Genomic DNA, 20851 nt, shown 5'->3' with positions numbered 1-20851 from the left:
GGAGGGCGAGCCCGCAGCAGGCATCGTTTTTGCAGCTCAGCGCCATGGCCGGGAGGGTCACTCCTGGCGGTGAGGCTCGTGGGCGGCGCGGAACCCGAGGTGGGGCGCGGCTGTTGATCCTGGTGTCCTCCAGGAATCAGCAGAAGGGCTCGCCATGGCCGGTCGTCGCGCGGCACGTCTCCTCACCGCTCTGGTCTGCGTCGGCGGCGTCCTCACGGCGGGGACCGGTCCGGCCCGGGCCGGTGCGGCGGGATCGACCCCGGTGCAGACCTTCGAGTACAGCGTCGGTGGCGTGACGATGAAGGTGCCGACCGGCTGCATGTTCACGCACGTGATCCGCGGCAGCGGCAAGCGGATCACGTACCAGAACGCGGGCGTCGACTGCGGCTTCGTCGCCGCACTCGGCAGCGGCTTCTGCAACTGGCGCATCGACTTCTCGTACGCCGACACGGACAACCGGACGTATCGAACCTCCCGGGGCGCGACGCACGCCGAGTGCAAGATCGACCCGATGAGGAACAACGCTCCGCAGCGGCTGCCCCGTTACGGCAAGGCGTGCGCCCGTCTCTACGTCAACGGCGTCCAGCGGGCGGCCCAGTGCCACCACATCACGAAGTGAGCTCCGACATGGTCGAACAGCAGCAGCGGCGGGGCGCGTCCCGGGAGGTACGGCGGAGGCGCGCGGGCATCCTCGGCTTCGCCGCAGGCGCCGCCGCGGTGTTCGCCTTCTTCGCGTTCTTCCCGGGGCTCCCGCACGTGATCGACTGGGGAGCGGTCCTCGCGGCGCTCGCGGTCGGTGCGCTGGTGCGCTGGGGGGTCCTGGTGTGGTGGGCGAAGACGGACGAGCGGGACGGGGGAGACGTCGGCTGAGCCGTCCGCTGTGCGGGGAGGGCCCGGCGACGCGGAGGAGTCACGCCGTGCGTTTGCGGGGAGTCGCCTTCTTGGGTTGGGGCTTCTTGGCCGTGGTGGATTTCGCCGTGGTGGATTTTGCCGTCGTCTTCTTGGCGGTTGCGGTTTTTGAGGCCGTCGTCTTCTTCGCTGTCGATCGGGCTGTCGTCGATTTCTTCGTCGCCGCCGTCTTGGATGTCGACTTCTTCGTGTCCGTCTGTTGTTTCGGGGTCTGTTTGCGGGGTGGGAGGTGGCGGACCTCGGCTTCTGCTTTCCCGTCCGGTTCGCCTCGGGACTGTTGTGCCGCTCGGACGCTGTTCTCCAGGGCCGCCATCAGGTCGAGGACCTTGCCGCTGGAGGAGGGGGCCGGGGACTCGGGGGGTGTCTCGCCCGCCGCCTTGGCCGCGACGACCTCCTCGACGGCCTCGCGGTACTCGTCGTGGAGGGACTCCAGGTCCACCTCGCCCAGGGTGTCCATCAGGGCGTCCGCCAGGTCGAGTTCCTTGTCGCGGACCGTGACGTCGGTGTCGGGGGCCACGCCCTCGGGGGCGCGGACCTCGTCGGGCCAGAGGAGGCCGTGCATGGCGATCGCGTCGCCGACCACGCGCAGCATCCCGAGGCGTTCGCGGCCGCGCAGGGCGTACTTGGCGATGGCCACTTTGTGGCTGCGCTTGAGGGCCTCGCGCAGCAGCGTGTACGGCTTGGCGGCGGGCGCGCCGCCCACCTGGAGGTAGTACGCGGCGTCCATCTGGAGCGGGTCGATCCGGTCCGCCGGGACGAAGGCGACGATCTCGATGGTCTTCGCGGTGGGCAGCGGGAGGTGGGCCAGGTCCTCGTCGGTGATCGGGATGATCGTGCCGTCGGCGTCCTCGTACCCCTTGCCGATCTCGGCCGACGTGACCTCGCGGTCCTCCAGCTCGCAGATCTTGCGGTAGCGGATGCGGCCGCCGTCCTCGGTGTGGATCTGGCGGAAGGAGATCGCGTGGTTCTCGGTGGCGTTCACCAGCTTGATGGGGATGCTCACCAGGCCGAAGGAGATGGCGCCGTTCCATATGGATCTCACGTGCCGCACCTTTCCCAGGGTCCGTCGACGGGATCGGCGTACGTCACATACGCCTCATACATGCGCATACCGCACTGAACGTGTGATTCTCATCGTATGACGCCGATCACGGAGGTGGAGGGGCGGCGGCTGGCGCTCAGCAACCTCGACAAGGTGCTGTATCCGGCGACCGGGTTCACCAAGGGCGAGGTGCTGCACTACTACGCCACCGTCGCCCCGGTGCTGCTGCCGCATCTGCGGGACCGGCCGGTCTCCTTCCTGCGGTATCCGGACGGGCCGGACGGTCAGGTCTTCTTCACCAAGAACGTGCCGCCCGGCACACCCGACTGGGTCACCACCGCCGAGGTGCCCCGCTCCGAGGGGCCCGCCCGGATGGTGCTCGTGCAGGATCTGGCGAGCCTCGTGTGGGCCTCGAACCTCGTCACCGAGTTCCACACACCCCAATGGCTGATCGACGGGCCCGGACAGGCCGACCGGCTCGTCCTCGACCTCGATCCGGGGGCGCCCGCGACCGCCGTCGAGTGCTGCGAGGTCGCGCTCTGGCTGCGGGAGCGGCTGGCCGCCGACGGGATCACGGCGTACGCGAAGACCTCCGGGGCCAAGGGGCTGCACCTGCTGGCCGCCGTGCGCGGGGCCTCCTCCGAGCAGGTCAGCGACTACGCCAAGCGGCTCGCCCTCGAAGCGGAACGGGCCCTGCCGCGCCTCGCCCTGCACCGGATGACCCGGAGTCTGCGGCCCGGCAAGGTCTTCGTGGACTGGAGCCAGAACGCCGCCCGCAAGACCACCGCCACCCCCTACACGCTGCGCGCCCGGCCCGAGCCCACCGTCTCCGCGCCCGTGACCTGGGAGGAGGTGGCGGAGTGCCGGACCCCGGACGCCCTCGTGTTCCGCCCGGAGGAGGTGGTGGCGCGGGTGCGGGCGTACGGGGACCTCCTCGCACCGCTCACGGAGGAGGGGCAGGAAGGGGAGGAGGGGAACGAAGGGGAGGCGGGGCGGCTACCGACCGGGCCGACGTGACCGGGGTGGCACAGGCCGGTCCTCAGCCCGCCCACGTCCCCCGCCCACGTCCCCCGTCCCCGTACCCCGCCCTTCAGTCCACCCACGTCCCCCGGTCCCTCGCCATCGCGTGCAGGGCCTCCACGTCCGCCGGTTTGAGGACGCCGCCGAGGCGGGCGAGGTCCGGCAGGTCGGTGTCGCGCAGGACGCGGACCTCCCGCGGCGGGCGGACCGTCCGCAGTTCCGCCGCGCCGACCAGGACGAGTACGGGGCGTACCTCGGCAGTGAGGGCGTGGGTGGCGCGGTCGGCTTCGGCGCGGACCCGGCGCAGCACCGGTCGCGGGTCGCGGCGGCCGAGGGCGACGGCCGGGTCGGCGACAAGGACGCGCTGCCTGCGGGCGTACAGCGTGTGCACGGCGAAGAGGCCGGCCGGGCCGATGGCCAGGTGGTGGATGCGGTCGCCGCCGGGCAGCGGGACCGAGTGCAGGGTGCGCCAGCCCGCGCCGTCGAGCCGGTCCAGGGCGGCGCCGACCGTCTGCTCGGCCTCCAGCGCGCGGCGCCGCGGGTCGGGGCGCAGCCGGTGCGCGGGGCCGGGGTCGCGGTCGAGGGCGTGCACAAGGGCCTCGCCGGGGCGGTTGGGGGCGAGGTCGTCGTCGGGGTGGAGGGCGAGGCGGGCCAGGTCGGCGGGGGTGGGGACGGGCGGCGGGCCGACGGCGACCGGGCCGGTGACGAAGGGGCCGAGGGCCGTGAGGACGGCGTCGCGCAGGTCGTCGGCGAGGAGGTCGACGCGTCCGGCGTCCCGGTCGTACCAGGCGAGGGCGCGGCCCTCGGTGTCACAGACGTAGAGGCGTTCCCGGCCGTGGCGCCGGGTCGGTACGACGCGGAGTCCGCTCATGCTCCATCACCCCACCACCATGGGAACAGGGGGGCGCTCCGGGGGCAAGAAGGCGGTTGACCGGTCGGGCGGGCGGGAATGCCTCAGGGACCCGGAACGCGTCAGGGACCCGGTGGGGAGGCGTCGGTGCGGACCCGCAGGACGGAACCTGGCGTTCCGGCTCCGGACACCCCGTGGAGCGAGATCGTGCCCGGTCTGTGGATGGGCGGGCACGAGTTCCGGGGGCGGGCCGGTCAGCCCGAGTTCGCCGTCGTACGGGACGAGTTCGATCTCGTCCAGACCCTGTTGCGGCTGCCCGGACACGGGCCGGACCGGGGGGTGCCGCACCAGGTGTGGCCGATTCCGGACGGGCCGCTGGACGGCACCCAGCTCGCGGGGGTGATGCGGCTGGCGCAGGCGGCCGGGGAGGCACTGGACGAGGGGCGGTCGGTCCTGGTCCGCTGCTGGCACGGGTACAACCGGTCGGGGCTGGTCGTCGCCCACGCGCTGGTGCGCCGGGGGCACTCGGTGGACGACGCGATCGGGCTGATACGGTCGCGGCGCTCGCCCCTGGCCCTCCACAACGAGCTGTTCGTCGCGTACCTGCGGACCGGCCTGGCGACGGCCCGGCTGCTGGAGGAACTCGCCGAGTAGCGGATGAGCGGACCGGCCGACGGGGCGGCGGGGTGGGACGGGTGCACCGGCGGGCGGGCGACTGTGCCGAGCAACGGGACCACTCGCCGCGGCGGACGCGAACCGCCCGCCGCTCCGTACGCGGACCGCCCGCGACCCGCCCCCGCTCCGTACGCGGCCCGCTCGGTGCGCAAAAGGGACGTGACCCTGAATATGGTGTACGGGGCCGACCACCGTCATGATCACAGGAGCCCCGTGCCGCACCACCGTCCCGCCCCTCCCCCGCGCGCCGACCGGCACGTCCGCGCGCGCGGAACCCGGCGCGGCGTCCGGCGTGCCGTCCTCGCCGCGGGCGTCGTCGGGCTGCTGGTGGCGGCGGGCGCGGCCTGCGGGGACGCGGGCGGGCTGGAGGGCGCCGGGTCCACCCCGACCGCCGTCAGCCCCGAACGGCTCTGGCCCGACCTGCCGCCCGCGTCGAGCCCCGCCTTCGACATCGACGAGGTCAACACCGAGGTCGTCAAGGGCGTCACCGTGCCCGGCGGCGCGATCCGCCGGGTGGCCCCGGTCGAGGTCGTACGGCGGGAGATCGCCGCGCACCCGGACGACTACGACGGCTCGACGGCCCCGTACCGGGGGACGGCCGCGCGGATGCCCGACTGCGACGGGAGCGGACCGGAGCGCGGGCGGTGCCCGGTGCTGCGCGCCTACTACCGGGATCTGACCGGGGACGGGCGGGACGAGCTGACCCTGGGCTTCCGGCTGCTGCCGGGCGAGCTGACCGCGGTCCGGGTCTACACCGTCGAGAAGGGGCGGCTGGTGCAGATCATGGGCTGGGAGGACGCGGTGAGCGGGGTCGAGCTGGCCGGGCGGTCGCTGATCATCCGCTCGCCGTCGGAGGTCGCGGGGTACGAGTACCGGCTCCAGTGGACCTGGGACGCCGACCAGAACGCGATGCTGCTGACGCACGACGAGATGCGGCGCACCGGCGGACGGCCCCACGCGCCCCGCCCGGCCCGCACCCCCGGCGCCACGCCCGCCCCGTCGGGTACGGGCACCGGCTCGCCCTCCGGTGCGGCGACGGCGTCCCCCTCCCCCACGGGCACGGCCGCGGTCGGCGGGCGATGAGGCTCGCGCGCCCCCGGTGGGCGGGGACGCTCGCGGTGAAGGCCGCCGTGTTCATCACCGTGATGTGCTGCGCCCTCGCCGCGCTGCTCGGCGTCCTGGTGCACGTCTCCGTGACGCATCAGACCGTCGGCCAGGCCCGTGACCTGGCGCTGGAGCGGCTGGAGGACGCGACGACCGCGTTCGAGACGGGGGAGACGCTCGGACCGGGCGCGGGCGTCGACCCGCCGGGGCTGCCGCCCGCGCTGCGCGCGCTGGCGGTGTCCGGCGAGCGCGGCACCGTCGTCGCCGAGCACCGCGGCCGTCCGACGATGTGGGCCGCCGGGCCCGCCGACGGCCGTCGGGCCCTCGGCGTCGAGGTCGACTACGAGCAGAGCGCCCGCACCATCGAGGGCCTGGACCGGGCCATCCTCTGGTCGTCGGCGCTGGCGATCGGGGCGACGCTGCTGGTGGGCGCGTTCGCGGTGACCCGCGTGACGCGGCGGCTGCACGCCACCGCGCGGGTGGCCCGGCGGATCAGCGCGGGCGACCTGGACGCGCGCGTGGACGACCCGCGCACCCGCGACCCGGCCCGGCTGCCGCAGGACGAGGTGGCCGCCGTCGCCCTCGCGCTGGACTCGATGGCCGCCTCGCTCCAGGGCAAGCTGCTGAGCGAGCAGCGCTTCACCGCCGACGTGGCGCACGAGCTGCGCACCCCGCTGACCGGGCTGCACGCGGCGGCCGAACTGCTGCCGCCGGGACGGCCGACGGAGCTGGTGCGCGACCGGGTGGCGGCGCTGCGCACCCTCACCGAGGACCTGCTGGAGATCTCCCGGCTGGACACCCGGCGGGAGCGGCTGGAGCCCGACACCGAGGAACTCGGCGCGCTCGCGCACCGGGTGGCGCGGGCGGGCGGCGGGACGACCGTGACGGCCTCTGCCGCCGGGACCCCCGAGACCCCCGGAACCTCCGAGACTCCCGGAGCCGCCGGGACCGAGGTGCGGGTGGTGCGGGACGCACGGGTGGAGACCGACCGGCGGCGGCTGGAGCGGGTGCTCGGCAACCTGCTGGCCAACGCGCACCGGCACGGGCGGGCGCCGGTGGTGCTGACCGTCGACGGCCCGGTGGTGACGGTGCGCGACCACGGCGGCGGCTTCCCCGACTACCTGGTGGCGCACGGCCCGCAGCGGTTCCGTACCGAGGGCGGGGCGCGGGGGCACGGGCTCGGGCTGACCATCGCGGTCGGGCAGGCGGAGGTGCTGGGCGCCCGGCTGGCGTTCACCAACGCGGCCGACGGCGGGGCGGTGGCGACGCTGACCCTGCCGAGCCCGGCCGCGCGGGCGCAGGAGGAGCCGACGGGGCCGGGGGCGTAGGGCCGACGGGGCCCGGTGCCCCAGCAGGCGGGGGTGGGCGGGGCCGCTCCGATGGCGCAGTCCGGGGGGCGGCCCCGCCGGGGTGTCCCTAATGTGGCGGAGAGTCAGTTGTGCCCCATCCTCCCCACCCCCCACGGAGGTACGCCATGACCCCGCGCTCCGCGCTCGCCCGTCTCTCCATAGCCGTCGGCACCGCCGCTCTCGTCGGCGCCGCCGCCCTCACCCCGGCCGCCGCCGCGAGCGAGCCGGAGCCGGGCACCCGCGCCGCGCCCCGGCTGTACAAGGGCGTCGTCACCGCGAGCCGGCTGCTGCTGCGCAGCGCGCCCGACCGGGGCGGCAAGGTCGTCCGGGTCGCTCTGCGGAACGACATCGTGACGGTGTACTGCCGGACCACCGGCCAGAGCGTCGACGGCAACAACCGCTGGTACCTCCTCACGGACGGCGCCTGGGCCTACGGTTCCGCGCGGTACATCCGCGACCTGGGACCGGCGCCCCGCTGGTGCTGACCCCCGCGCCGGGCCGGCCGCGCGACGCGCGCCGCCCGCACCCGCAGTCACACGGCTCACAAGGAGCCCCCTTTGGGTAAATTCCGGACATGACGCACGCCGGAGCCGAGGTCATCACGCCACCGGCCGGGGCACCGGCCCCGGCCGCCCCCCGCCTGCCCCGGCGGCGCGGCGTCGAACTCTCCCTCATCGTGCTGGCCGTCCTGCTGTCGGTGTACGGCTACTGCGCCGTCGGGCTCGCGCACGACGGCAGCGTCCCGCCCGGCGCCGCCGGTTACGGCGCCGGGCTCGGCGTGCTGGCGCTGCTGGCGCATCTGACGGTCCGGCTGCGGGCGCCGTACGCCGATCCGCTGCTGCTGCCGATCGGGGTGCTGCTCAACGGGACCGGGCTGGTGCTGATCTACCGGCTGGACCTGGAGACGCCCGGCGACCGGGCCGCGCCGACCCAACTGGTGTGGTCCACGCTGGGCGTGGCCCTGTTCCTCTTCGTCGTGGCCGCGCTGCGCGACCACCGGGTGCTCCAGCGGTACGCGTACGTGTGCGTGGTCGCCGCGCTGGTCCTGCTGACGCTGCCGATCCTGTTCCCGGCGGTCAACGGGGCCCGGATCTGGATCAGGATCGCCGGATTCTCCATCCAGCCCGGCGAGTTCGCGAAGGTGCTGCTGGCGGTGTTCTTCGCCGCGTACCTGGCCGCCAACCGCACGGCGCTCGCGCACGCCGGGCGCCGTGTCCTGGGCGTGCAGCTGCCCACCGGCCGGGTGCTGGGGCCGGTGCTGGCGATCTGGCTGCTGAGCGTCGGCGTGCTGGTCCTGGAGCGCGACCTCGGCACCTCGCTGCTCTTCTTCGGCCTCTTCGTGGTGATGCTGTACGTGGCGACCGGCCGGATCGGCTGGATCGCGGTGGGGCTGGTGCTGGCCTCGCTGGGCGCGGTCGCCGTCGGCTGGCTGGAGCCGCACGTGCACAGCCGTGTCGAGGACTGGCAGCACCCGTTCGCGTCGATCGAGGCGGGCGAGGGCGCCAACCAGCTGGCGCAGTCGCTGTTCTCCTTCGCGGCGGGCGGCGCGTTCGGCACCGGCCTGGGGCTCGGGAACTCGATCCTGATCGGCTTCGCCGTGAAGTCGGACTTCATCCTGGCGACGGCCGGTGAGGAACTGGGTCTGGCGGGCCTGTGCGCGCTGTTCCTCCTGTACGGCCTGCTGGTCGAGCGCGGCTTCCGGGCGGGCGTCGAACTGCGCGACCCGTTCGGGCGGCTGCTGGCGGTCGGGCTCGCCTCGATCTGGGCGCTCCAGGTCTTCGTCGTCGCGGGCGGGGTGACCGGCCTGATCCCGCTGACCGGCATGCCGATGCCGTTCCTCGCGCAGGGGGGTTCGTCGGTGGTCAGCAACTGGGCGATCGTGGCGCTGCTGATCCGGGTGAGCGACTCGGCCCGGCGCCAGTACGACGGGAAGGCGGCACCGTGAGACGGCGACCGGGCGATCGTGGCGACGGGCTCGGCGGACCCGCCGCTCCCCCGGGCCGGGGCGGCGCGGCGGTCGGCGGGCGGCCCGCGCCGGTGATGACCCGGCACATCCGGCACGCCGCCGTCTTCTGCGCTCTGCTCCTGCTGGCCCTCCTGGCCAACGCGGCCCGGGTGCAGGTGGTGCGGTCGGACGGCTACGACGACAACCCGGCCAACCGGCGCACCGCCATCGCCCGCTACGGGCAGCCGCGCGGCGACATCGTGGTCGGCGGCTCCCCGGTGACCGGCTCCCGCGACACCCGCGAGCAGCTGCGCTACGAACGGACCTACCAGGAAGGGCCGTTGTACGCGCCGGTGACCGGGTTCGCCTCGCAGGTGTACGGGACGACGTTCCTGGAGCACGCCGAGGACGGGCTGCTTGCCGGGACGGACCCGCTGCTGTCGCCGCTGCCCCTGTGGAACGACGTGACCCGGGGCCGCCCGGCGGGCGGGGACGTGGTGACGACGCTCGATCCGGGGGCGCAGCGGGCGGCGTACGAGGGGCTGGCGGGGCGCAAGGGGGCGGTGGCGGCGGTGGAGCCGTCGACGGGGCGCATCCTGGCGCTGGTGACGGCGCCCTCGTACGATCCGGCCGAACTCTCCGGGAACGGGCCCGCGGTGGCGGCGGCGTGGGAGCGGCTGAACGCCGACCCGGACCGGCCGATGCTGAACCGGGCGGTGCGGCAGACGTATCCGCCGGGGTCGACGTTCAAGGTGGTGACCGCGGCGGCGGCGCTGGACGCGAGGGTGATCCGCGACCCGGACGCGCCGACCCGCTCCCCCGCGCCGTACCGGCTGCCCGGCACGACGACGCTGCTGACCAACGAGGGCGAGGGCTGCGAGGACGCGCCGCTGCGCGAGGCGTTCATGTGGTCGTGCAACACGGTGTTCGCCAAGCTCGGTGTCGATGTGGGGCTGGAGCGCATGGTGGGGACGGCGGAGGCGTTCGGGTTCAACGCGGCCGATGTGCGGGTGCCGTTCTCGGTGGCGCGCAGCACCTTCGACCGCACCCTGGACCGGGCCCAGTTGGCGCTGTCGTCGATCGGGCAGTACAACACGCGGGCCACGCCGCTGCAGATGGCGATGGTGGCGGCGGCCGTCGCCGACGGGGGGCGGCTGCGGACGCCGTACCTGGTGGAGCGGACCACGCGCAGCGGTGGCGCGACCGTCGCCACGGCGGGTGCGCGGCCGGTGCGGCAGGTGATGCGGCCGTCGACGGCGCGGACGATGCGGGAGCTGATGACGGACGTGGTGCGCGAGGGCACCGGCGGGAACGCGGCGATCCGGGGCGCGACGGTCGGCGGCAAGACCGGCACCGCGCAGCACGGCGTCGGCAACGCCGGTACGCCGTACGCCTGGTTCGTGTCCTGGGCGCAGGGCGAGCGGGACGCGGAGCCGAGTGTGGCGGTCGCGGTGGTGGTGGAGGACTCGGCGGCGCGGCGCGGCGACATCACCGGCGGCGGTCTCGCGGCGCCGGTGGCGCGGGCCGTGATGGAGACGGTGCTCGGACGCCGATGAGCGGCCGGATGCGGTGAGTTGAGGGGTGAGGCGGAGGCGGGCACGGGCCGGGCGTGAGACGGGGGTACCGGCGGGTCCGGGGGGCGTCCTACGGTTCGGCCATGACCGACATCGCCGCCGCCACGCCCGCCGCGCCCGCCGCCGCCGAACTCGCCCAGGTCAACATCTCGCGCCTCCTCTTCCCGCTGGACTCACCGGAGTTGAAGGACTTCGTGGACGCGCTCGACCCGGTCAACGCGGACGCGGAGGCCGCGCCCGGCTTCGTCTGGCGGCTCCAGTCGGCGGAGGGGAACGCCACCGACGTGGCGGTCTTCGGGGACGCCTGGCTGATCCTCAATCTGACGGTGTGGCGGGACACCGACGCGCTGACGGCGTACATGTACCAGGGACGGCACCGGGAGATGCTGGCCCGCCGCCGCGAGTGGTTCGCGCGGGTGCGGGAGGCGATGACCGCGCTGTGGTGGGTGCCGGCCGGGCACCGTCCGACGGTGGCCGAGGCGGAGGCCCGGCTGCTCCATCTGCGCACCCACGGCCCGACGCCGTACGCCTTCACCCTGCGCGAGCCGTTCCCGGCCCCCGGCGACGGCACGGCGGCGGAGCCCTTCACGGCGCCGGAGGGGCTCGGCTGCCCGGCGTGAGGGGCGCGCCCCGCGGCCGGGCCGGGCCGGTCAGGGCGGCGGAGGCCGGAACGGTCCCGGCGGCAGCGGCCGTTCGTGGCCGCAGTCGATCTCCTCGCCCGCCTCGTCGCCGACGTAGGCGGGCAGGCTCTCGGCGTACACGGTGATCCGGCCGGGCTCGTGGTCGACCTCGAAGGGGACCCCGGACGGCGGGCCGAGGGTGTAGACGACGAAGGTGACGCCGGGGCGGAGCCAGTGGTCGCTGCCGTACGGCTCCAGGAGGAGTTCCAGCAGGTGCGGGCCGCGGTTGTGCACCCGCAGCACGGGGAACGGCTCCGCGGCCGCCACTCCCTCGTCGTCCCGCTCGTCCATGTCAGCCCCCCGGAGTCGTGCGGCGGCCCAGTGTGCCACGCGGGGCGGGTCCGGCCCCGGCGCGGGACCGACAAGTCCCGCGCAGGGGATTGACGAGCTTGCTGACAGGCAGTCTCATAAGAGCGTCACCGTACCTCCGCACCGGTACGTCCGCGTACCCGTCCCCGTACGACGAGGTGGATCAGCCATGACGACCCTGACGGAAGCCGACGCCCTCGACGGCCTGCGCGACGCGCTCGGGCTGCTCAAGGACCGGGAGCAGGTGGCCGAGCGGCTCCTCGCCTCGTCCGCCAAGCACTCCTTCGACCCCGACAAGGAACTCGACTGGGACGCCCCCTTCGAGGACGGCAAGTGGTTCTGGCCGCCGGAGCTGGTGTCGCTGTACGACACCCCGCTGTGGAAACGCATGGGCGAGGAGCAGCGCCTGCTGCTGTCCCGGCACGAGGCCGCCGCGCTCGCCTCCCTCGGCATCTGGTTCGAGCTGATCCTGATGCAGCTGCTGGTCCGGCACATCTACGACAAGTCCGCGACGAGCGCGCACGTCCGCTACGCGCTCACCGAGATCGAGGACGAGTGCCGGCACTCCAAGATGTTCGCCCGGCTGATCGCGCAGGGCGGCACCCCGTACTACCCGGTGAGCCGCGCGCACCAGACCCTCGGCCGCGTCTTCAAGACCATCTCCACCACCCCCGGTTCCTTCACCGCGACACTGCTCGGCGAGGAGGTCCTCGACTGGATGCAGCGGCTGACCTTCCCCGACGAGCGGGTGCAGACCCTCGTGCGGGGCGTCACCCGCATCCACGTGGTGGAGGAGGCCCGGCACGTGCGGTACGCGCGGGAGGAGCTGCGCCGCCAGATGGTGACCGCGCCCAAGTGGTCGCAGGAGTTCACCCGCGTCACCTCCGGCGAGTTCGCGCGGGTCTTCTCCATCGCCTTCGTCAACCCGGACGTCTACACCAACGTCGGCCTCGACCGGCGGGAGGCGGTCGCCCAGGTGAAGGCCAGCGGCCACCGCCGGGAGGTCATGCAGAACGGCGCCCGCAAACTGACCGACTTCCTCGACGACATCGGCGTGCTGCGCGGCGTGGGGCGGCGGCTGTGGCAGGCGTCCGGACTGCTGGCCTGAGCGGCGGCCCGGCGGCCGGACGGGGCCACGGCCGGGGGCGGACGATTACGCTGCTGGGCATGAGCCCCGCCGCCCCCGCCTACCGTCGCCTCAGCGTCGAGGAGCGCCGCAGCCAGCTCCTCGACACCGCGCTGTCCCTCTTCGCGCACCGCGCCCCGGAGGACGTCTCGCTGGACGACGTGGCCGAGGCCGCCGGGGTCTCCCGGCCGCTGGTCTACCGGTACTTCCCCGGCGGCAAGCAGCAGCTGTACGAGGCCGCGCTCAGCTCCGCCGCCGACGACCTGCGGCACTGCTTCGACGAGCCCCTCGAAGGACCCGCCCTCGCCCGGCTGGGCCGCGCCCTCGACCGCTATCTGACGTTCGTCGCCGAGCACGACGCCGGGTTCAGCGCCCTCCTCCAGGGCGGCAGCGTCGTCGAGACCTCCCGGACGACGGCCCTGGTGGACGGCGTACGGCGGGCCGCGGCCGAGCACATCCACCGCCACCTCGGGGTGAGCGACCCCGGCCCCCGGCTGCGGATGACGGTGCGGATGTGGATCACGGCGGTGGAGGCGGCCTCGCTGATCTGGCTCGACGAGGACAAGGACCCGCCCGCCGGTGAGCTGCGGGACTGGCTCGTGGACCAGTTCGCGGCGCTCCTGACGGTGACGGCGGCCCGCGACGCGCAGACGGCCGCGCTGCTGCGGGACGCGCTCGCGTCGGAGGCCTGACGGACGCGCCCGGCGGGCCTGACCGACACTGGGGGCGTGAAGAGCGAAGACACCTCCTTCGAGGGCGGGCCCCTGGACGGCCGCGTCCTCCCGGTCCTGCTGGGTCCGACCGGCCACCCGCCGAAGACGTACCGCGTGCCCGTGCCCGACCCGTCCGGCGGCCCGGACACCGTGCTGGTCTACCGGCGCGAGCCGCGCGCCCACCCCGGGAAGCTGGGGCTGACCCGCGGCTGGAAGTACGTGTACGACCCGGAGGGCAGGAAAGGCGACCGGCTGCGCTGGCCGTGGTCGAAGCGCGGCACCACCCCGTGACCGGCTTGCACGGCGCCACGCCGGGCGGCAAGCGGGACGACGCCGAGGGGTGACGCGGTTGCGCCGAACCGCGTACGTCCGGCGCGCGGACCGCGCGTCCGGCCCGGATGCTCGCCGTGCGGGGCGGAACGGCCGCCCCTCCCGGCGGAGGTGATGAGGTGTCAGGAAGGCTGCTGCGACTGGTCTGTACGACGGCCCTGGCCGCACAGGCCCTGCTCGCCCCCGGGGTCGCGGTGGCCGCGCCCGAACCACCGGCGCCCGGCGGGCGGTCGCCCGCCGCGCTGCTGACGGACCTTCAGAAGCTGTACCGGGAGGCCGAGCAGGCCACCGAGGCCTACAACGCCACCGAGGAACGGCTCACCGAGCGCCGGGCGGAGGCGGCACGCCTCGGCGCCGCCCTGACCCGCACCCGCCTCTCCCTCCAGGAGAGCCGGGGCGCGGCGGGACGGCTGGCCCGGCAGCAGTACCAGAACAGCTCGGCGCTCTCCCCGTACGTACGGCTGCTGCTCGCGCGGGACCCGCAGCACGCGCTCGACCAGGGGCATGTGATCGACCGGGTGGCGCGGGAGCGGGCGCGGACGGTGGGGCGGCTGGAGGGCGGGGAGCGCGCGGCGGACGGGCTCGCCCGCCGGGCCCGCGCCGCCCTCGACGCCCAGCTCACGCTCACCGAGCGGAAGAAGAAGGCCCGCGACAACGTACGGCGGCGCCTCGACGGCGTCCAGGCGATGCTGGCCTCGCTGTCCGCCGGGCAGCTCGCCGCGGTCGCCGCCGCCGAGCGGGCCGGGGTCGCCGAGGCCCAGGAGGAGATCACCGCGTCCGGCGCCCTCCCCGCCGACGACCGCCCGCCGTCCGCCGGCGGCGAGCGCGCCCTGCGGTACGCCGTCGAACAGCTCGGCAAGCCGTACGAGTGGGGCGCCGAGGGCCCGGCCTCGTACGACTGCTCGGGTCTGACCTCGGTGGCGTGGGCCCGCGCCGGGACCCCGATCCCCCGCACCAGCCAGGAGCAGTGGGCGGAGCTGGACCGGGTCCCCCTGGACCGGCTGCGCCCCGGCGACCTGGTCGTCTACTTCCCCGAGGCCACCCATGTCGCCCTCTACCTCGGGGAGGGCCGCGTGGTGCAGGCCCCGCGCACCGGCGAGCGGGTCAAGGTGACCCCGATCGCGGCCCTGCCGGTACTGGGCGCGGTCCGCCCGGACCCGGCGGGGAAGCCGCTGCGGACGCCGTACACCCCGCCCGCGGCGGAGCCGGCCCCGCGCCCGGAGCAGACGGGCCCGCTGCGGCGGACCGGCCCGCTCGGACGGCTGTGACCCCGGCGGGGACGGGCGGGGCGCGGACGGGCCCCCGGGGCGCGGCTCAGGCGCCGCCGACCTCGGCGAGGTAGGCGGCGGCCTTCTCCGGGTCGTAGAAGAAGTTCTCGAAGTCGGCCGGGTTGTCGAAGCCGTTGGCGAAGCGGTCGGCGACCGGCTGGAGCTGACCGGCGGCGCCGAGCAGATTGACGATGTGCTCCGGCGGCGGGGCCAGCATGGCGTTGGTCCACTTGGTGACGTGCTGGGCGGTCTCCCAGTAGCGGTCGAAGGTGGCCCGCATCCACGCCTCGTCGAACTCCCGGTCGCCGTGCTCCAGGATCGCGTCGAGGTAGGCGGCGGCGCACTTGGCCGCCGAGTTCGAACCCTGGCCGGTGATCGGGTCGTTGGCGACGACGACGTCCGCGACACCGAGGACATGACCGCCGCCGGGCAGCACGCCGACCGGGTTGCGGACCGTCGGCGCGTACCGTCCGGCGAGGGTGCCGCCCGCGTCGGTCAGCTCGACCTTGGTGGCGCGCGCGTACTCCCACGGCGTGAAGCGCTCCATCAGCTCCAGCGTGAGGGCGAGGTGCTCCGCCGGGTCCTTGACGCCCTGGAACGCGTCCAGCGGGCCGCCGGGGACGCCCTCCCAGAACAGGATGTCGGCGCGGCCCGAGGTGGTGAACGTCGGCATGACGAACAGCTCGCCGACGCCGGGCACCAGGTTGCAGCGGACCGCGTCGAACTCCGGGTGCTCCGGGCGCGGGCCGAGGCCGTGGACGTAGGCCACCGCGAGGGCGCGCTGCGGCTCGGTGTACGGGGAGCGGGCGGCGTCGCGGCCGAACATCCGCACCAGCTCGCCCTTGCCCGCCGAGACGAGGACGAGGTCGTAGGCCCGGGAGAAGTAGTCGAGGTCGGAGACGGCCGCGCCGTGGATGACGAGCTGCCCGCCGCGCTGGGCGAAGGTCTCCATCCAGCCGGCCATCTTCACGCGCTGGTCGACGGACTGGGCGTACCCGTCGAGGCGGCCGACCCAGTCGATCGCGCGCTGGGTGGGGCCGGGGTCGTGCGAACCGGGGGCGGCCACGGAGACACCGAGGCCCTCGATCCTGGGGGCCTGCTGCTCCCAGAAGTTGAGCTGGAGGTCGCGCTCGTGCTGGAGCGCGGTGTGGAACATGCACTGCGTCGACATGACCCGGCCCGCGCGGATCTCGTCCGCGGTCCGGTTCGACATCAGGGTGACCTCGTACCCGTTCGACTGGAGGCCGAGGGCGAGCTGGAGACCGGACTGGCCGGCCCCCACGACGAGTATCTTCCGCATGCGGGGTGTCTCCTAGCCGGCCCCGGGGGGCCTACTCGGGGGTTTCGTCCAGCGCGTGGCCCACGAGGGACAGCAGGGTCTCGATCACCGAGATCTTGCGGCGCGCGTCCATGATCATGACAGGTATGTGCCGCGGGACCGTCAGGGCCTCCCGCACGTCCTCCGGGGCGAACGGCTCGCTGCCGTCGAAGTGGTTGACCGCCACCACGTACGGCAGGCCGCAGCTCTCGAAGTAGTCCAGCGCGGGGAAGCAGTCCTTCAGGCGGCGGGTGTCGGCGAGGACGACCGCGCCGATCGCGCCGCGCGTCAGGTCGTCCCACATGAACCAGAACCGCTGCTGGCCCGGCGTGCCGAACAGGTAGAGCACCAGGTCGTCGTCGAGGGTGATGCGGCCGTAGTCCATGGCGACCGTGGTGGTCACCTTGTCCGGGGTGCCGCTGAGGTCGTCGGTCTCCTCGCTCGCCTCGGTCATCAGCGCCTCCGTCTGGAGGGGCGTGATCTCCGAGACCGTCCCGACGAGGGTGGTCTTGCCGACGCCGAAGCCGCCCGCCACCACGATCTTGGTGGCGACGGGGGCGCGGGTGCGGTCCTGCTGCCAGGGCAGGAGGGGTTCCTCGGCGCGGGAGGCGTCGGGGAACGGGCTGACACCGGCGGCGTCAGAGACGACGGAGTCCACTCAGCACCCTTTCCAGCAGAGCGCGGTCGGGACGGCCCGTACCGTGGGCGGTACCGGTGCCGTACACACGGATCTTTCCCTGGTCCGCGAGGTCGCTGAGGAGCACCCGGACCACGCCGAGCGGCATCTTCAGCAGCGCGGCGATCTCGGCCACCGTGCGCATCCGGCGGCAGAGTTCGACGATGGCCCGCAGCTCCGGCATGACGCGGGTGGTGAGGGAGCCGTTCGTCAGCTCCTTGCGCTCCTCGGGCGCCTCCAGCTCGGCCGTGGTCGCCACGAACGTCTCGACGAGCAGGACGTGACCGAAGCGGGTGCGCCCGCCGGTCAGCGAGTAGGGCCGGACCCGGGCGGGACGGCGGTCGCCGCCGCGCACGGGGAGCTGCTGCCGGTTGCGGGGGCCCGTGGTCATCGCGCGCTCCCGGTGCTCGTGGCCGCGGCCCGCGCTTCCGCGTCCGGCTCGGACTCCAGCGACTTGCGGAGTTCGGTGCGGAGTTCGGGGGTCAGGACGTGTCCGGCGCGGCCCACGAAGAGCGCCATGTGGTACGCCACCACGCTCATGTCGCAGTCGGCGGCGCCGTGCACCCCGAGGAGGGAGCCGTCGCTGATCGACATGACGAAGAGGCTGCCCTCGTCCATGGCGACCATGGTGTGTTTGACCCCGCCGAAGTCCATCAGCTTGGCGGCCCCGACGGTGAGGCTGCCGACACCGGAGACGATGGTGGCGAGGTCGGCCGCCGAGCCCCGGGGGCCGGCGGGTCGGGCGTCCTGCGGACGGCGGGCCGCGTCGACGCGGTCCTGGTCCGAGGAGAGCAGCAGCAGACCGTCGGAGGAGACGACGGCGACCGAGCGGATGCCCGGCACCTCGTCCACCAGGTTGGTCAACAGCCAGTGCAGGTTTCGGGCTTCACTGCTCAGTCCGAAGGTACTCGGCGCGGTCAACTGCTTGCCTCCTCGACTGTGCCCCCCGTGTCATCTTCGGCGTGTGCGTGTGCTTCTTGAGCCGTCCGGGCCCGTGCGTCGCGATCCGGCCGGGCCCGTCCGCCGTCCGGCTGTCCGGTGGTCTCGGCGGCGACCTCGCGGTATCCGGCCTCCGCCCCGCGGCGGAAGCCGCCCAGTCGGCGGCGGAGCGCGTCGGCGTCCACGGAGCCGCCGCGCCGGCTCGGTGCGGCCTGGGGGGCGGTGATCTTCGGCGTCCGCTTGGGCAGGCCCTTGTCGGTGAGCGGCTCCTCGTCGGGGGTGTGCGGGTCCCCGTCGGGGGTGCGCTGGTGTTCGCTCTCGTCGGGAGCCGCGGTGGCCGCTGGCTCCGCCGGGATGGACTCCGGCTCGCCCTGGGGGGCGGGGATCAGGAGTTCCATCGTGGTCTCGGCGGGAGCCGAGGGGGCGGGGCGCGTCGGGAGGTGGACGCCGGTGCCGGTGACGGTCTCGCTGTCGGCGCGGGGGGCGGCGTCGGGGGCGGTGGGGGCCTCGGGGGTGGTGGGGCCCTCGGCTTCGGCTTCGGCTCGGGCGGGTGCCTCGGCTTCGGTCCGGGCGGGTGCCCCGGTGGCCGGGGCCGCCTTCGCGGGCTGGGGCTCGGGCTCGCCCGCGTCCCCTGCCGCCGCCGGTTCCCCGGCTTCCGCCGCGTCCTCGGCCTCGGCCTCGGCCTCCCGTACGGCGCGTTCGGCGGCCTCGACGAACGGGTCGGCGCCCTGCTTCGGGCGGCCCGGCAGGACGTTGGAGTTGGCCTCGGCGTCGGCGCCGGGCAGGGAGAGGGTGCCCGTGCCCGCGGCCGGGGCGGTCGACGGGACCGCCGTGGCCGACGAGGGGGCGAGCAGCGGCTGCGGCAGAACGACGACGGCCGTGAGCCCGCCCTGCTTGTGCTCGCGCAACTGCACCCGCACCGCGTGCCGGTGGGCGAGCCGGGCCACGACGTACAGCCCGAGGCCCAGCCCTTCCTCGCCCTCCTGCTCGTACGGCGAGTCCGCGTCGAACTCGGCGAGGCGGGCGTTGAGGCGTTCCAGCCGCTCCTCGGGCAGGCCGATGCCCTCGTCCTGGACGGAGAGCATGACCTCGCCGCTCTCCAGCAGCCAGCCGGAGATCTCGACGGGGAGGTCCGGCGGGGAGAACGAGGTGGCGTTCTCCAGGAGTTCGGCCAGCAGGTGGCTCAGGTCGTCGGCGGCGAACCCGGCGACGTGCGCGTGCGGCGGCAGCGCGGCGATGCGGACGCGTTCGTAGCGCTCGATCTCGCTGACGGCGGCGCGGACGACGTCGACCAGCGGGATGGGGCCCGCGTGCTGCTGGACGTGCTCGGTCCCGGCGAGGACGAGGAGGTTCTCGCTGTGCCGGCGCATGACGGTGGCGAAGTGGTCGAGCTTGAAGAGGGTGGCGAGCCGGTCGGGGTCCTGCTCGCGCTCCTCCAGCCCCTCGATGACGGCGAGTTGCCGCTCGACGAGGCCGAGGGTGCGCAGCGACAGGTTGACGAAGGTGCCGCCGATGCTGCCGCGCAGCCGCTCCAGGTGGGCGGTGGACTCGCTGAGTTCGGCGCGCAGTTCCTCGCGGGCGTCGGCCATCTTCTGGCGCTGTCCGACGAGGTGCTTGCGGTCGGACTCCAGGGTGGTGACGCGTTCGTGGAGGGCGACGGCGTGCGCGTGCAGGGCGTTGACGGAGCGGACGGCCTGGGCGAACTCGTCGTTGCGGCCGGTGAAGCGCAACGGCTCCTCGGCGCCCGGGTGTTCGGCCCCGGCCAGCCGGGCGGTGCCCAGGCGCAGGACGGCCAGCGGGCGGGTGAGGCCGCGGGCCATGCCGGCGGCGACGGCGACGGCGAACAGGACCAGCGCGCCGAGCAGGGCGAGGCGGATCTCCCAGGCGGTGACGTCGTCGTCGCGGAGCCGGGCGAGGTCCTTGGTGCGGCCGTCGTAGAGGGAGGACTCGACGCCGCGCATCAGGTCGACACGGGCGGAGAGCGCGGCGTCGAGCTTCTTGGCGGGGGTGTCGAGTTCGTCGTCGGACAGCGTGGGCTGGTCGGTGAGGTCGGCGAGGTACTTCTCGGCGGTCTCGGTCTCGCCGCCGGTGACCGAGGCGTCGTAGGAGGCGACGGCCGCGTCGGTGCCGCTCTCGCGGAAGGCGGCGAGGGCCGCGTCGGAGCGGAGGCGGGCCTGCTGGGCGGCGGCGGTGAGGGCGTCGCGCTTCTTGGCGTCCGCGCCGGAGGAGACCTTCTCGGTGGTGGAGAGGCCGGTGGCGGGGTCGTAGACGCTCTCGGTGCTGGTGGGCACGGCGAGCGCGGCGAGCAGCAGTCCGCGGACCGCTCCGGCCTGCTGGACGGCGGTGTCGAGTTCGGCGAGGGCGTGCGCGCCGGAGCCCGCGCGGGGCGGCATCTGCTCGGCGAGCCGCTCGGCGAGGCCGTGCAGGGCGGTGACGGCGGCGGAGTACGCCTCGTGGGCCCGGAGCGCGTCGCTGCGGCCGGTCAGGGCCTCCTGCCGTACGGACGGCAGGGCGTCGAGGCTCTTGCGCAGGGCGGCGGGCAGGTCGGTGGCGGTGGCCAGTTCCCGTGCCTGCCGGTCCACGCGGGCGCTGCCCTCGGTGGACGGGGCGCGGGACTTGGAGCGCCCGGCCGCTATGTAGACGGTGACCTGGTCGCGCTCGTCGGCGATCGACTGGGCCAGCGCCAGCGCGTCCTGCGTCTGTTCGGCCAGGGTGACCAGGTCCTGGGAGTCCTTCAACTGCCCGGAGGCGTCGAGGACCGAGGGCGCTCCCGCCGCGGCGACGGCGGCGGCCACCACGGCCACCGCGACGATCAGCCGGTTGCGGACGTGGGTGGGACGGCCCTTGCCGACCGGGGCGCGCTCCGCGTCCCCTTCGGAGGCCGTCCTGCTGCCTGTGCGCCGAGGCCGCGTCTTCTGCACCGGTGCTCGCATTCCTGACTCGTGTACCCATGGGCCGGATGACGCCCCGTCGACCGATCGTTGCGTCCGGTACGGTGTCCGACCCTCCCAGTGCCGGTGGACA

The 20851-nt window shown here is 74.5% G+C and carries 22 protein-coding genes; 14 read left to right on the top strand and 8 right to left on the bottom strand.

Annotated features, from left to right (window positions below):
* The first annotated feature begins 154 nt into the window (after positions 1 to 154).
* Complete coding sequence (locus tag ACIQPQ_RS07630; RefSeq protein ID WP_401300952.1) at positions 155 to 619, top strand: hypothetical protein; 465 nt, start codon at positions 155 to 157, stop codon at positions 617 to 619.
* A complete protein-coding gene (locus ACIQPQ_RS07625; protein ID WP_401300949.1) occupies positions 616 to 870 on the top strand; it encodes a hypothetical protein in 255 nt (84 codons plus the stop codon). Before ACIQPQ_RS07630 ends, ACIQPQ_RS07625 begins: the two co-directional genes overlap by 4 nt.
* 40 nt (positions 871 to 910) lie before the next feature.
* On the opposite strand, the gene ACIQPQ_RS07620 is transcribed toward ACIQPQ_RS07625, so the two are convergent.
* Entirely contained in the window at positions 911 to 1960 is a 1050-nt protein-coding gene (locus tag ACIQPQ_RS07620) for a Ku protein (protein WP_401300945.1), read from the bottom strand.
* Between the two features lie 87 nt (positions 1961 to 2047).
* Here ACIQPQ_RS07620 and ligD point away from each other — a divergent pair, with 87 nt between their 5' ends.
* Positions 2048 to 2968, top strand: coding sequence for a non-homologous end-joining DNA ligase (gene ligD, locus ACIQPQ_RS07615; protein WP_401300942.1), 921 nt, complete (start codon positions 2048 to 2050; stop codon positions 2966 to 2968).
* Between the two features lie 73 nt (positions 2969 to 3041).
* Here the strand turns inward: ligD and ACIQPQ_RS07610 are convergent, their stop codons facing one another.
* Positions 3042 to 3842 carry a nuclease-related domain-containing protein gene (locus tag ACIQPQ_RS07610; RefSeq protein WP_401300939.1) on the bottom strand — a complete coding sequence of 267 codons (801 nt, stop codon included), beginning with the start codon at positions 3840 to 3842 and terminating at the stop codon, positions 3042 to 3044.
* A gap of 126 nt (positions 3843 to 3968) precedes the next feature.
* On the opposite strand from ACIQPQ_RS07610, the gene ACIQPQ_RS07605 reads away from it, so the two are divergent.
* The 7 genes from ACIQPQ_RS07605 to ACIQPQ_RS07575 all read left to right on the top strand — a co-directional run bounded on the left by ACIQPQ_RS07605 (position 3969) and on the right by ACIQPQ_RS07575 (position 11088).
* Positions 3969 to 4475, top strand: coding sequence for a protein phosphatase (locus tag ACIQPQ_RS07605; RefSeq protein ID WP_383778474.1), 507 nt, complete (start codon positions 3969 to 3971; stop codon positions 4473 to 4475).
* 234 nt (positions 4476 to 4709) lie between these two features.
* Positions 4710 to 5579, top strand: a complete 870-nt coding sequence (locus tag ACIQPQ_RS07600; RefSeq protein ID WP_401300935.1) for a hypothetical protein — start codon at positions 4710 to 4712, stop codon at positions 5577 to 5579.
* A complete protein-coding gene (locus ACIQPQ_RS07595; protein WP_401300933.1) occupies positions 5576 to 6928 on the top strand; it encodes an ATP-binding protein in 1353 nt (450 codons plus the stop codon). The genes ACIQPQ_RS07600 and ACIQPQ_RS07595 overlap by 4 nt, the downstream gene beginning before the upstream one ends.
* Positions 6929 to 7074: 146 nt before the next feature.
* Positions 7075 to 7434 (top strand): SH3 domain-containing protein, encoded by a 360-nt coding sequence (locus tag ACIQPQ_RS07590; protein ID WP_401300931.1) that lies wholly within the window; start codon positions 7075 to 7077, stop codon positions 7432 to 7434.
* Positions 7435 to 7523: 89 nt separating this feature from the next.
* The gene (locus ACIQPQ_RS07585) at positions 7524 to 8894 is read left to right on the top strand and encodes an FtsW/RodA/SpoVE family cell cycle protein (protein ID WP_401300928.1); all 1371 of its coding nucleotides are present in this window, start codon (positions 7524 to 7526) and stop codon (positions 8892 to 8894) included.
* A gap of 95 nt (positions 8895 to 8989) precedes the next feature.
* Positions 8990 to 10450 (top strand): penicillin-binding transpeptidase domain-containing protein, encoded by a 1461-nt coding sequence (locus ACIQPQ_RS07580; RefSeq protein WP_401301560.1) that lies wholly within the window; start codon positions 8990 to 8992, stop codon positions 10448 to 10450.
* Between the two features lie 101 nt (positions 10451 to 10551).
* A complete protein-coding gene (locus ACIQPQ_RS07575; protein ID WP_401300925.1) occupies positions 10552 to 11088 on the top strand; it encodes a DUF3291 domain-containing protein in 537 nt (178 codons plus the stop codon).
* A 30-nt stretch (positions 11089 to 11118) separates the two neighbouring features.
* Here ACIQPQ_RS07575 and ACIQPQ_RS07570 read toward each other — a convergent pair whose 3' ends face one another.
* Positions 11119 to 11439, bottom strand: a complete 321-nt coding sequence (locus ACIQPQ_RS07570) for a hypothetical protein (protein ID WP_401300922.1) — start codon at positions 11437 to 11439, stop codon at positions 11119 to 11121.
* Between the two features lie 187 nt (positions 11440 to 11626).
* On the opposite strand from ACIQPQ_RS07570, the gene ACIQPQ_RS07565 reads away from it, so the two are divergent.
* The 4 genes from ACIQPQ_RS07565 (at position 11627) to ACIQPQ_RS07550 (ending at position 14894) form a co-directional block, all read left to right on the top strand.
* On the top strand, positions 11627 to 12565 hold the full coding sequence (locus ACIQPQ_RS07565) for a diiron oxygenase (RefSeq protein WP_401300919.1): 939 nt from the start codon (positions 11627 to 11629) through the stop codon (positions 12563 to 12565).
* Positions 12566 to 12624: 59 nt separating this feature from the next.
* Complete coding sequence (locus ACIQPQ_RS07560; RefSeq protein ID WP_401300916.1) at positions 12625 to 13275, top strand: TetR/AcrR family transcriptional regulator; 651 nt, start codon at positions 12625 to 12627, stop codon at positions 13273 to 13275.
* Between the two features lie 36 nt (positions 13276 to 13311).
* Entirely contained in the window at positions 13312 to 13587 is a 276-nt protein-coding gene (locus ACIQPQ_RS07555) for a hypothetical protein (RefSeq protein WP_401300913.1), read from the top strand.
* Between the two features lie 158 nt (positions 13588 to 13745).
* The gene (locus tag ACIQPQ_RS07550; RefSeq protein WP_401300910.1) at positions 13746 to 14894 is read left to right on the top strand and encodes an NlpC/P60 family protein; all 1149 of its coding nucleotides are present in this window, start codon (positions 13746 to 13748) and stop codon (positions 14892 to 14894) included.
* Positions 14895 to 14940: 46 nt separating this feature from the next.
* On the opposite strand, the gene ACIQPQ_RS07545 is transcribed toward ACIQPQ_RS07550, so the two are convergent.
* The 5 genes from ACIQPQ_RS07545 to ACIQPQ_RS07525 are packed head-to-tail and all read right to left on the bottom strand — an operon-like array spanning position 14941 to position 20748.
* The gene (locus ACIQPQ_RS07545; RefSeq protein ID WP_401300907.1) at positions 14941 to 16194 is read right to left on the bottom strand and encodes a styrene monooxygenase/indole monooxygenase family protein; all 1254 of its coding nucleotides are present in this window, start codon (positions 16192 to 16194) and stop codon (positions 14941 to 14943) included.
* Between the two features lie 31 nt (positions 16195 to 16225).
* Positions 16226 to 16870 (bottom strand): GTP-binding protein, encoded by a 645-nt coding sequence (locus ACIQPQ_RS07540; protein WP_401300904.1) that lies wholly within the window; start codon positions 16868 to 16870, stop codon positions 16226 to 16228.
* Positions 16851 to 17279 carry a DUF742 domain-containing protein gene (locus ACIQPQ_RS07535; protein WP_383778448.1) on the bottom strand — a complete coding sequence of 143 codons (429 nt, stop codon included), beginning with the start codon at positions 17277 to 17279 and terminating at the stop codon, positions 16851 to 16853. The genes ACIQPQ_RS07540 and ACIQPQ_RS07535 overlap by 20 nt, the downstream gene beginning before the upstream one ends.
* Positions 17276 to 17809 carry a roadblock/LC7 domain-containing protein gene (locus tag ACIQPQ_RS07530; protein ID WP_401300900.1) on the bottom strand — a complete coding sequence of 178 codons (534 nt, stop codon included), beginning with the start codon at positions 17807 to 17809 and terminating at the stop codon, positions 17276 to 17278. Before ACIQPQ_RS07530 ends, ACIQPQ_RS07535 begins: the two co-directional genes overlap by 4 nt.
* Positions 17806 to 20748 (bottom strand): nitrate- and nitrite sensing domain-containing protein, encoded by a 2943-nt coding sequence (locus ACIQPQ_RS07525; protein WP_401300897.1) that lies wholly within the window; start codon positions 20746 to 20748, stop codon positions 17806 to 17808. The genes ACIQPQ_RS07530 and ACIQPQ_RS07525 overlap by 4 nt, the downstream gene beginning before the upstream one ends.
* Between the last annotated feature and the right edge of the window lie 103 nt (positions 20749 to 20851).

Source organism: Streptomyces sp. NPDC091281, assembly GCF_044757425.1.
Lineage (GTDB): Bacteria > Actinomycetota > Actinomycetes > Streptomycetales > Streptomycetaceae > Streptomyces.
This window is presented reverse-complemented; position numbering and strand designations above follow the sequence as displayed.

Excerpts from the sequence above, each read along its gene's own strand:
- ACIQPQ_RS07560 (WP_401300916.1), top strand. The coding sequence starts at position 12,625 with ATGAGCCCCGCCGCCCCCGCCTACCGTCGCCTCAGCGTCGAGGAGCGC.
- ACIQPQ_RS07590 (WP_401300931.1), top strand. The coding sequence starts at position 7,075 with ATGACCCCGCGCTCCGCGCTCGCCCGTCTCTCCATAGCCGTCGGCACC.
- ACIQPQ_RS07595 (WP_401300933.1), top strand. The coding sequence starts at position 5,576 with ATGAGGCTCGCGCGCCCCCGGTGGGCGGGGACGCTCGCGGTGAAGGCC.
- ACIQPQ_RS07565 (WP_401300919.1), top strand. The coding sequence starts at position 11,627 with ATGACGACCCTGACGGAAGCCGACGCCCTCGACGGCCTGCGCGACGCG.
- ACIQPQ_RS07610 (WP_401300939.1), bottom strand. The coding sequence starts at position 3,842 with ATGAGCGGACTCCGCGTCGTACCGACCCGGCGCCACGGCCGGGAACGC.
- ACIQPQ_RS07630 (WP_401300952.1), top strand. The coding sequence starts at position 155 with ATGGCCGGTCGTCGCGCGGCACGTCTCCTCACCGCTCTGGTCTGCGTC.
- ACIQPQ_RS07535 (WP_383778448.1), bottom strand. The coding sequence starts at position 17,279 with ATGACCACGGGCCCCCGCAACCGGCAGCAGCTCCCCGTGCGCGGCGGC.
- ACIQPQ_RS07570 (WP_401300922.1), bottom strand. The coding sequence starts at position 11,439 with ATGGACGAGCGGGACGACGAGGGAGTGGCGGCCGCGGAGCCGTTCCCC.
- ACIQPQ_RS07545 (WP_401300907.1), bottom strand. The coding sequence starts at position 16,194 with ATGCGGAAGATACTCGTCGTGGGGGCCGGCCAGTCCGGTCTCCAGCTC.
- ligD (WP_401300942.1), top strand. The coding sequence starts at position 2,048 with ATGACGCCGATCACGGAGGTGGAGGGGCGGCGGCTGGCGCTCAGCAAC.
- ACIQPQ_RS07585 (WP_401300928.1), top strand. The coding sequence starts at position 7,524 with ATGACGCACGCCGGAGCCGAGGTCATCACGCCACCGGCCGGGGCACCG.
- ACIQPQ_RS07580 (WP_401301560.1), top strand. The coding sequence starts at position 8,990 with ATGACCCGGCACATCCGGCACGCCGCCGTCTTCTGCGCTCTGCTCCTG.
- ACIQPQ_RS07575 (WP_401300925.1), top strand. The coding sequence starts at position 10,552 with ATGACCGACATCGCCGCCGCCACGCCCGCCGCGCCCGCCGCCGCCGAA.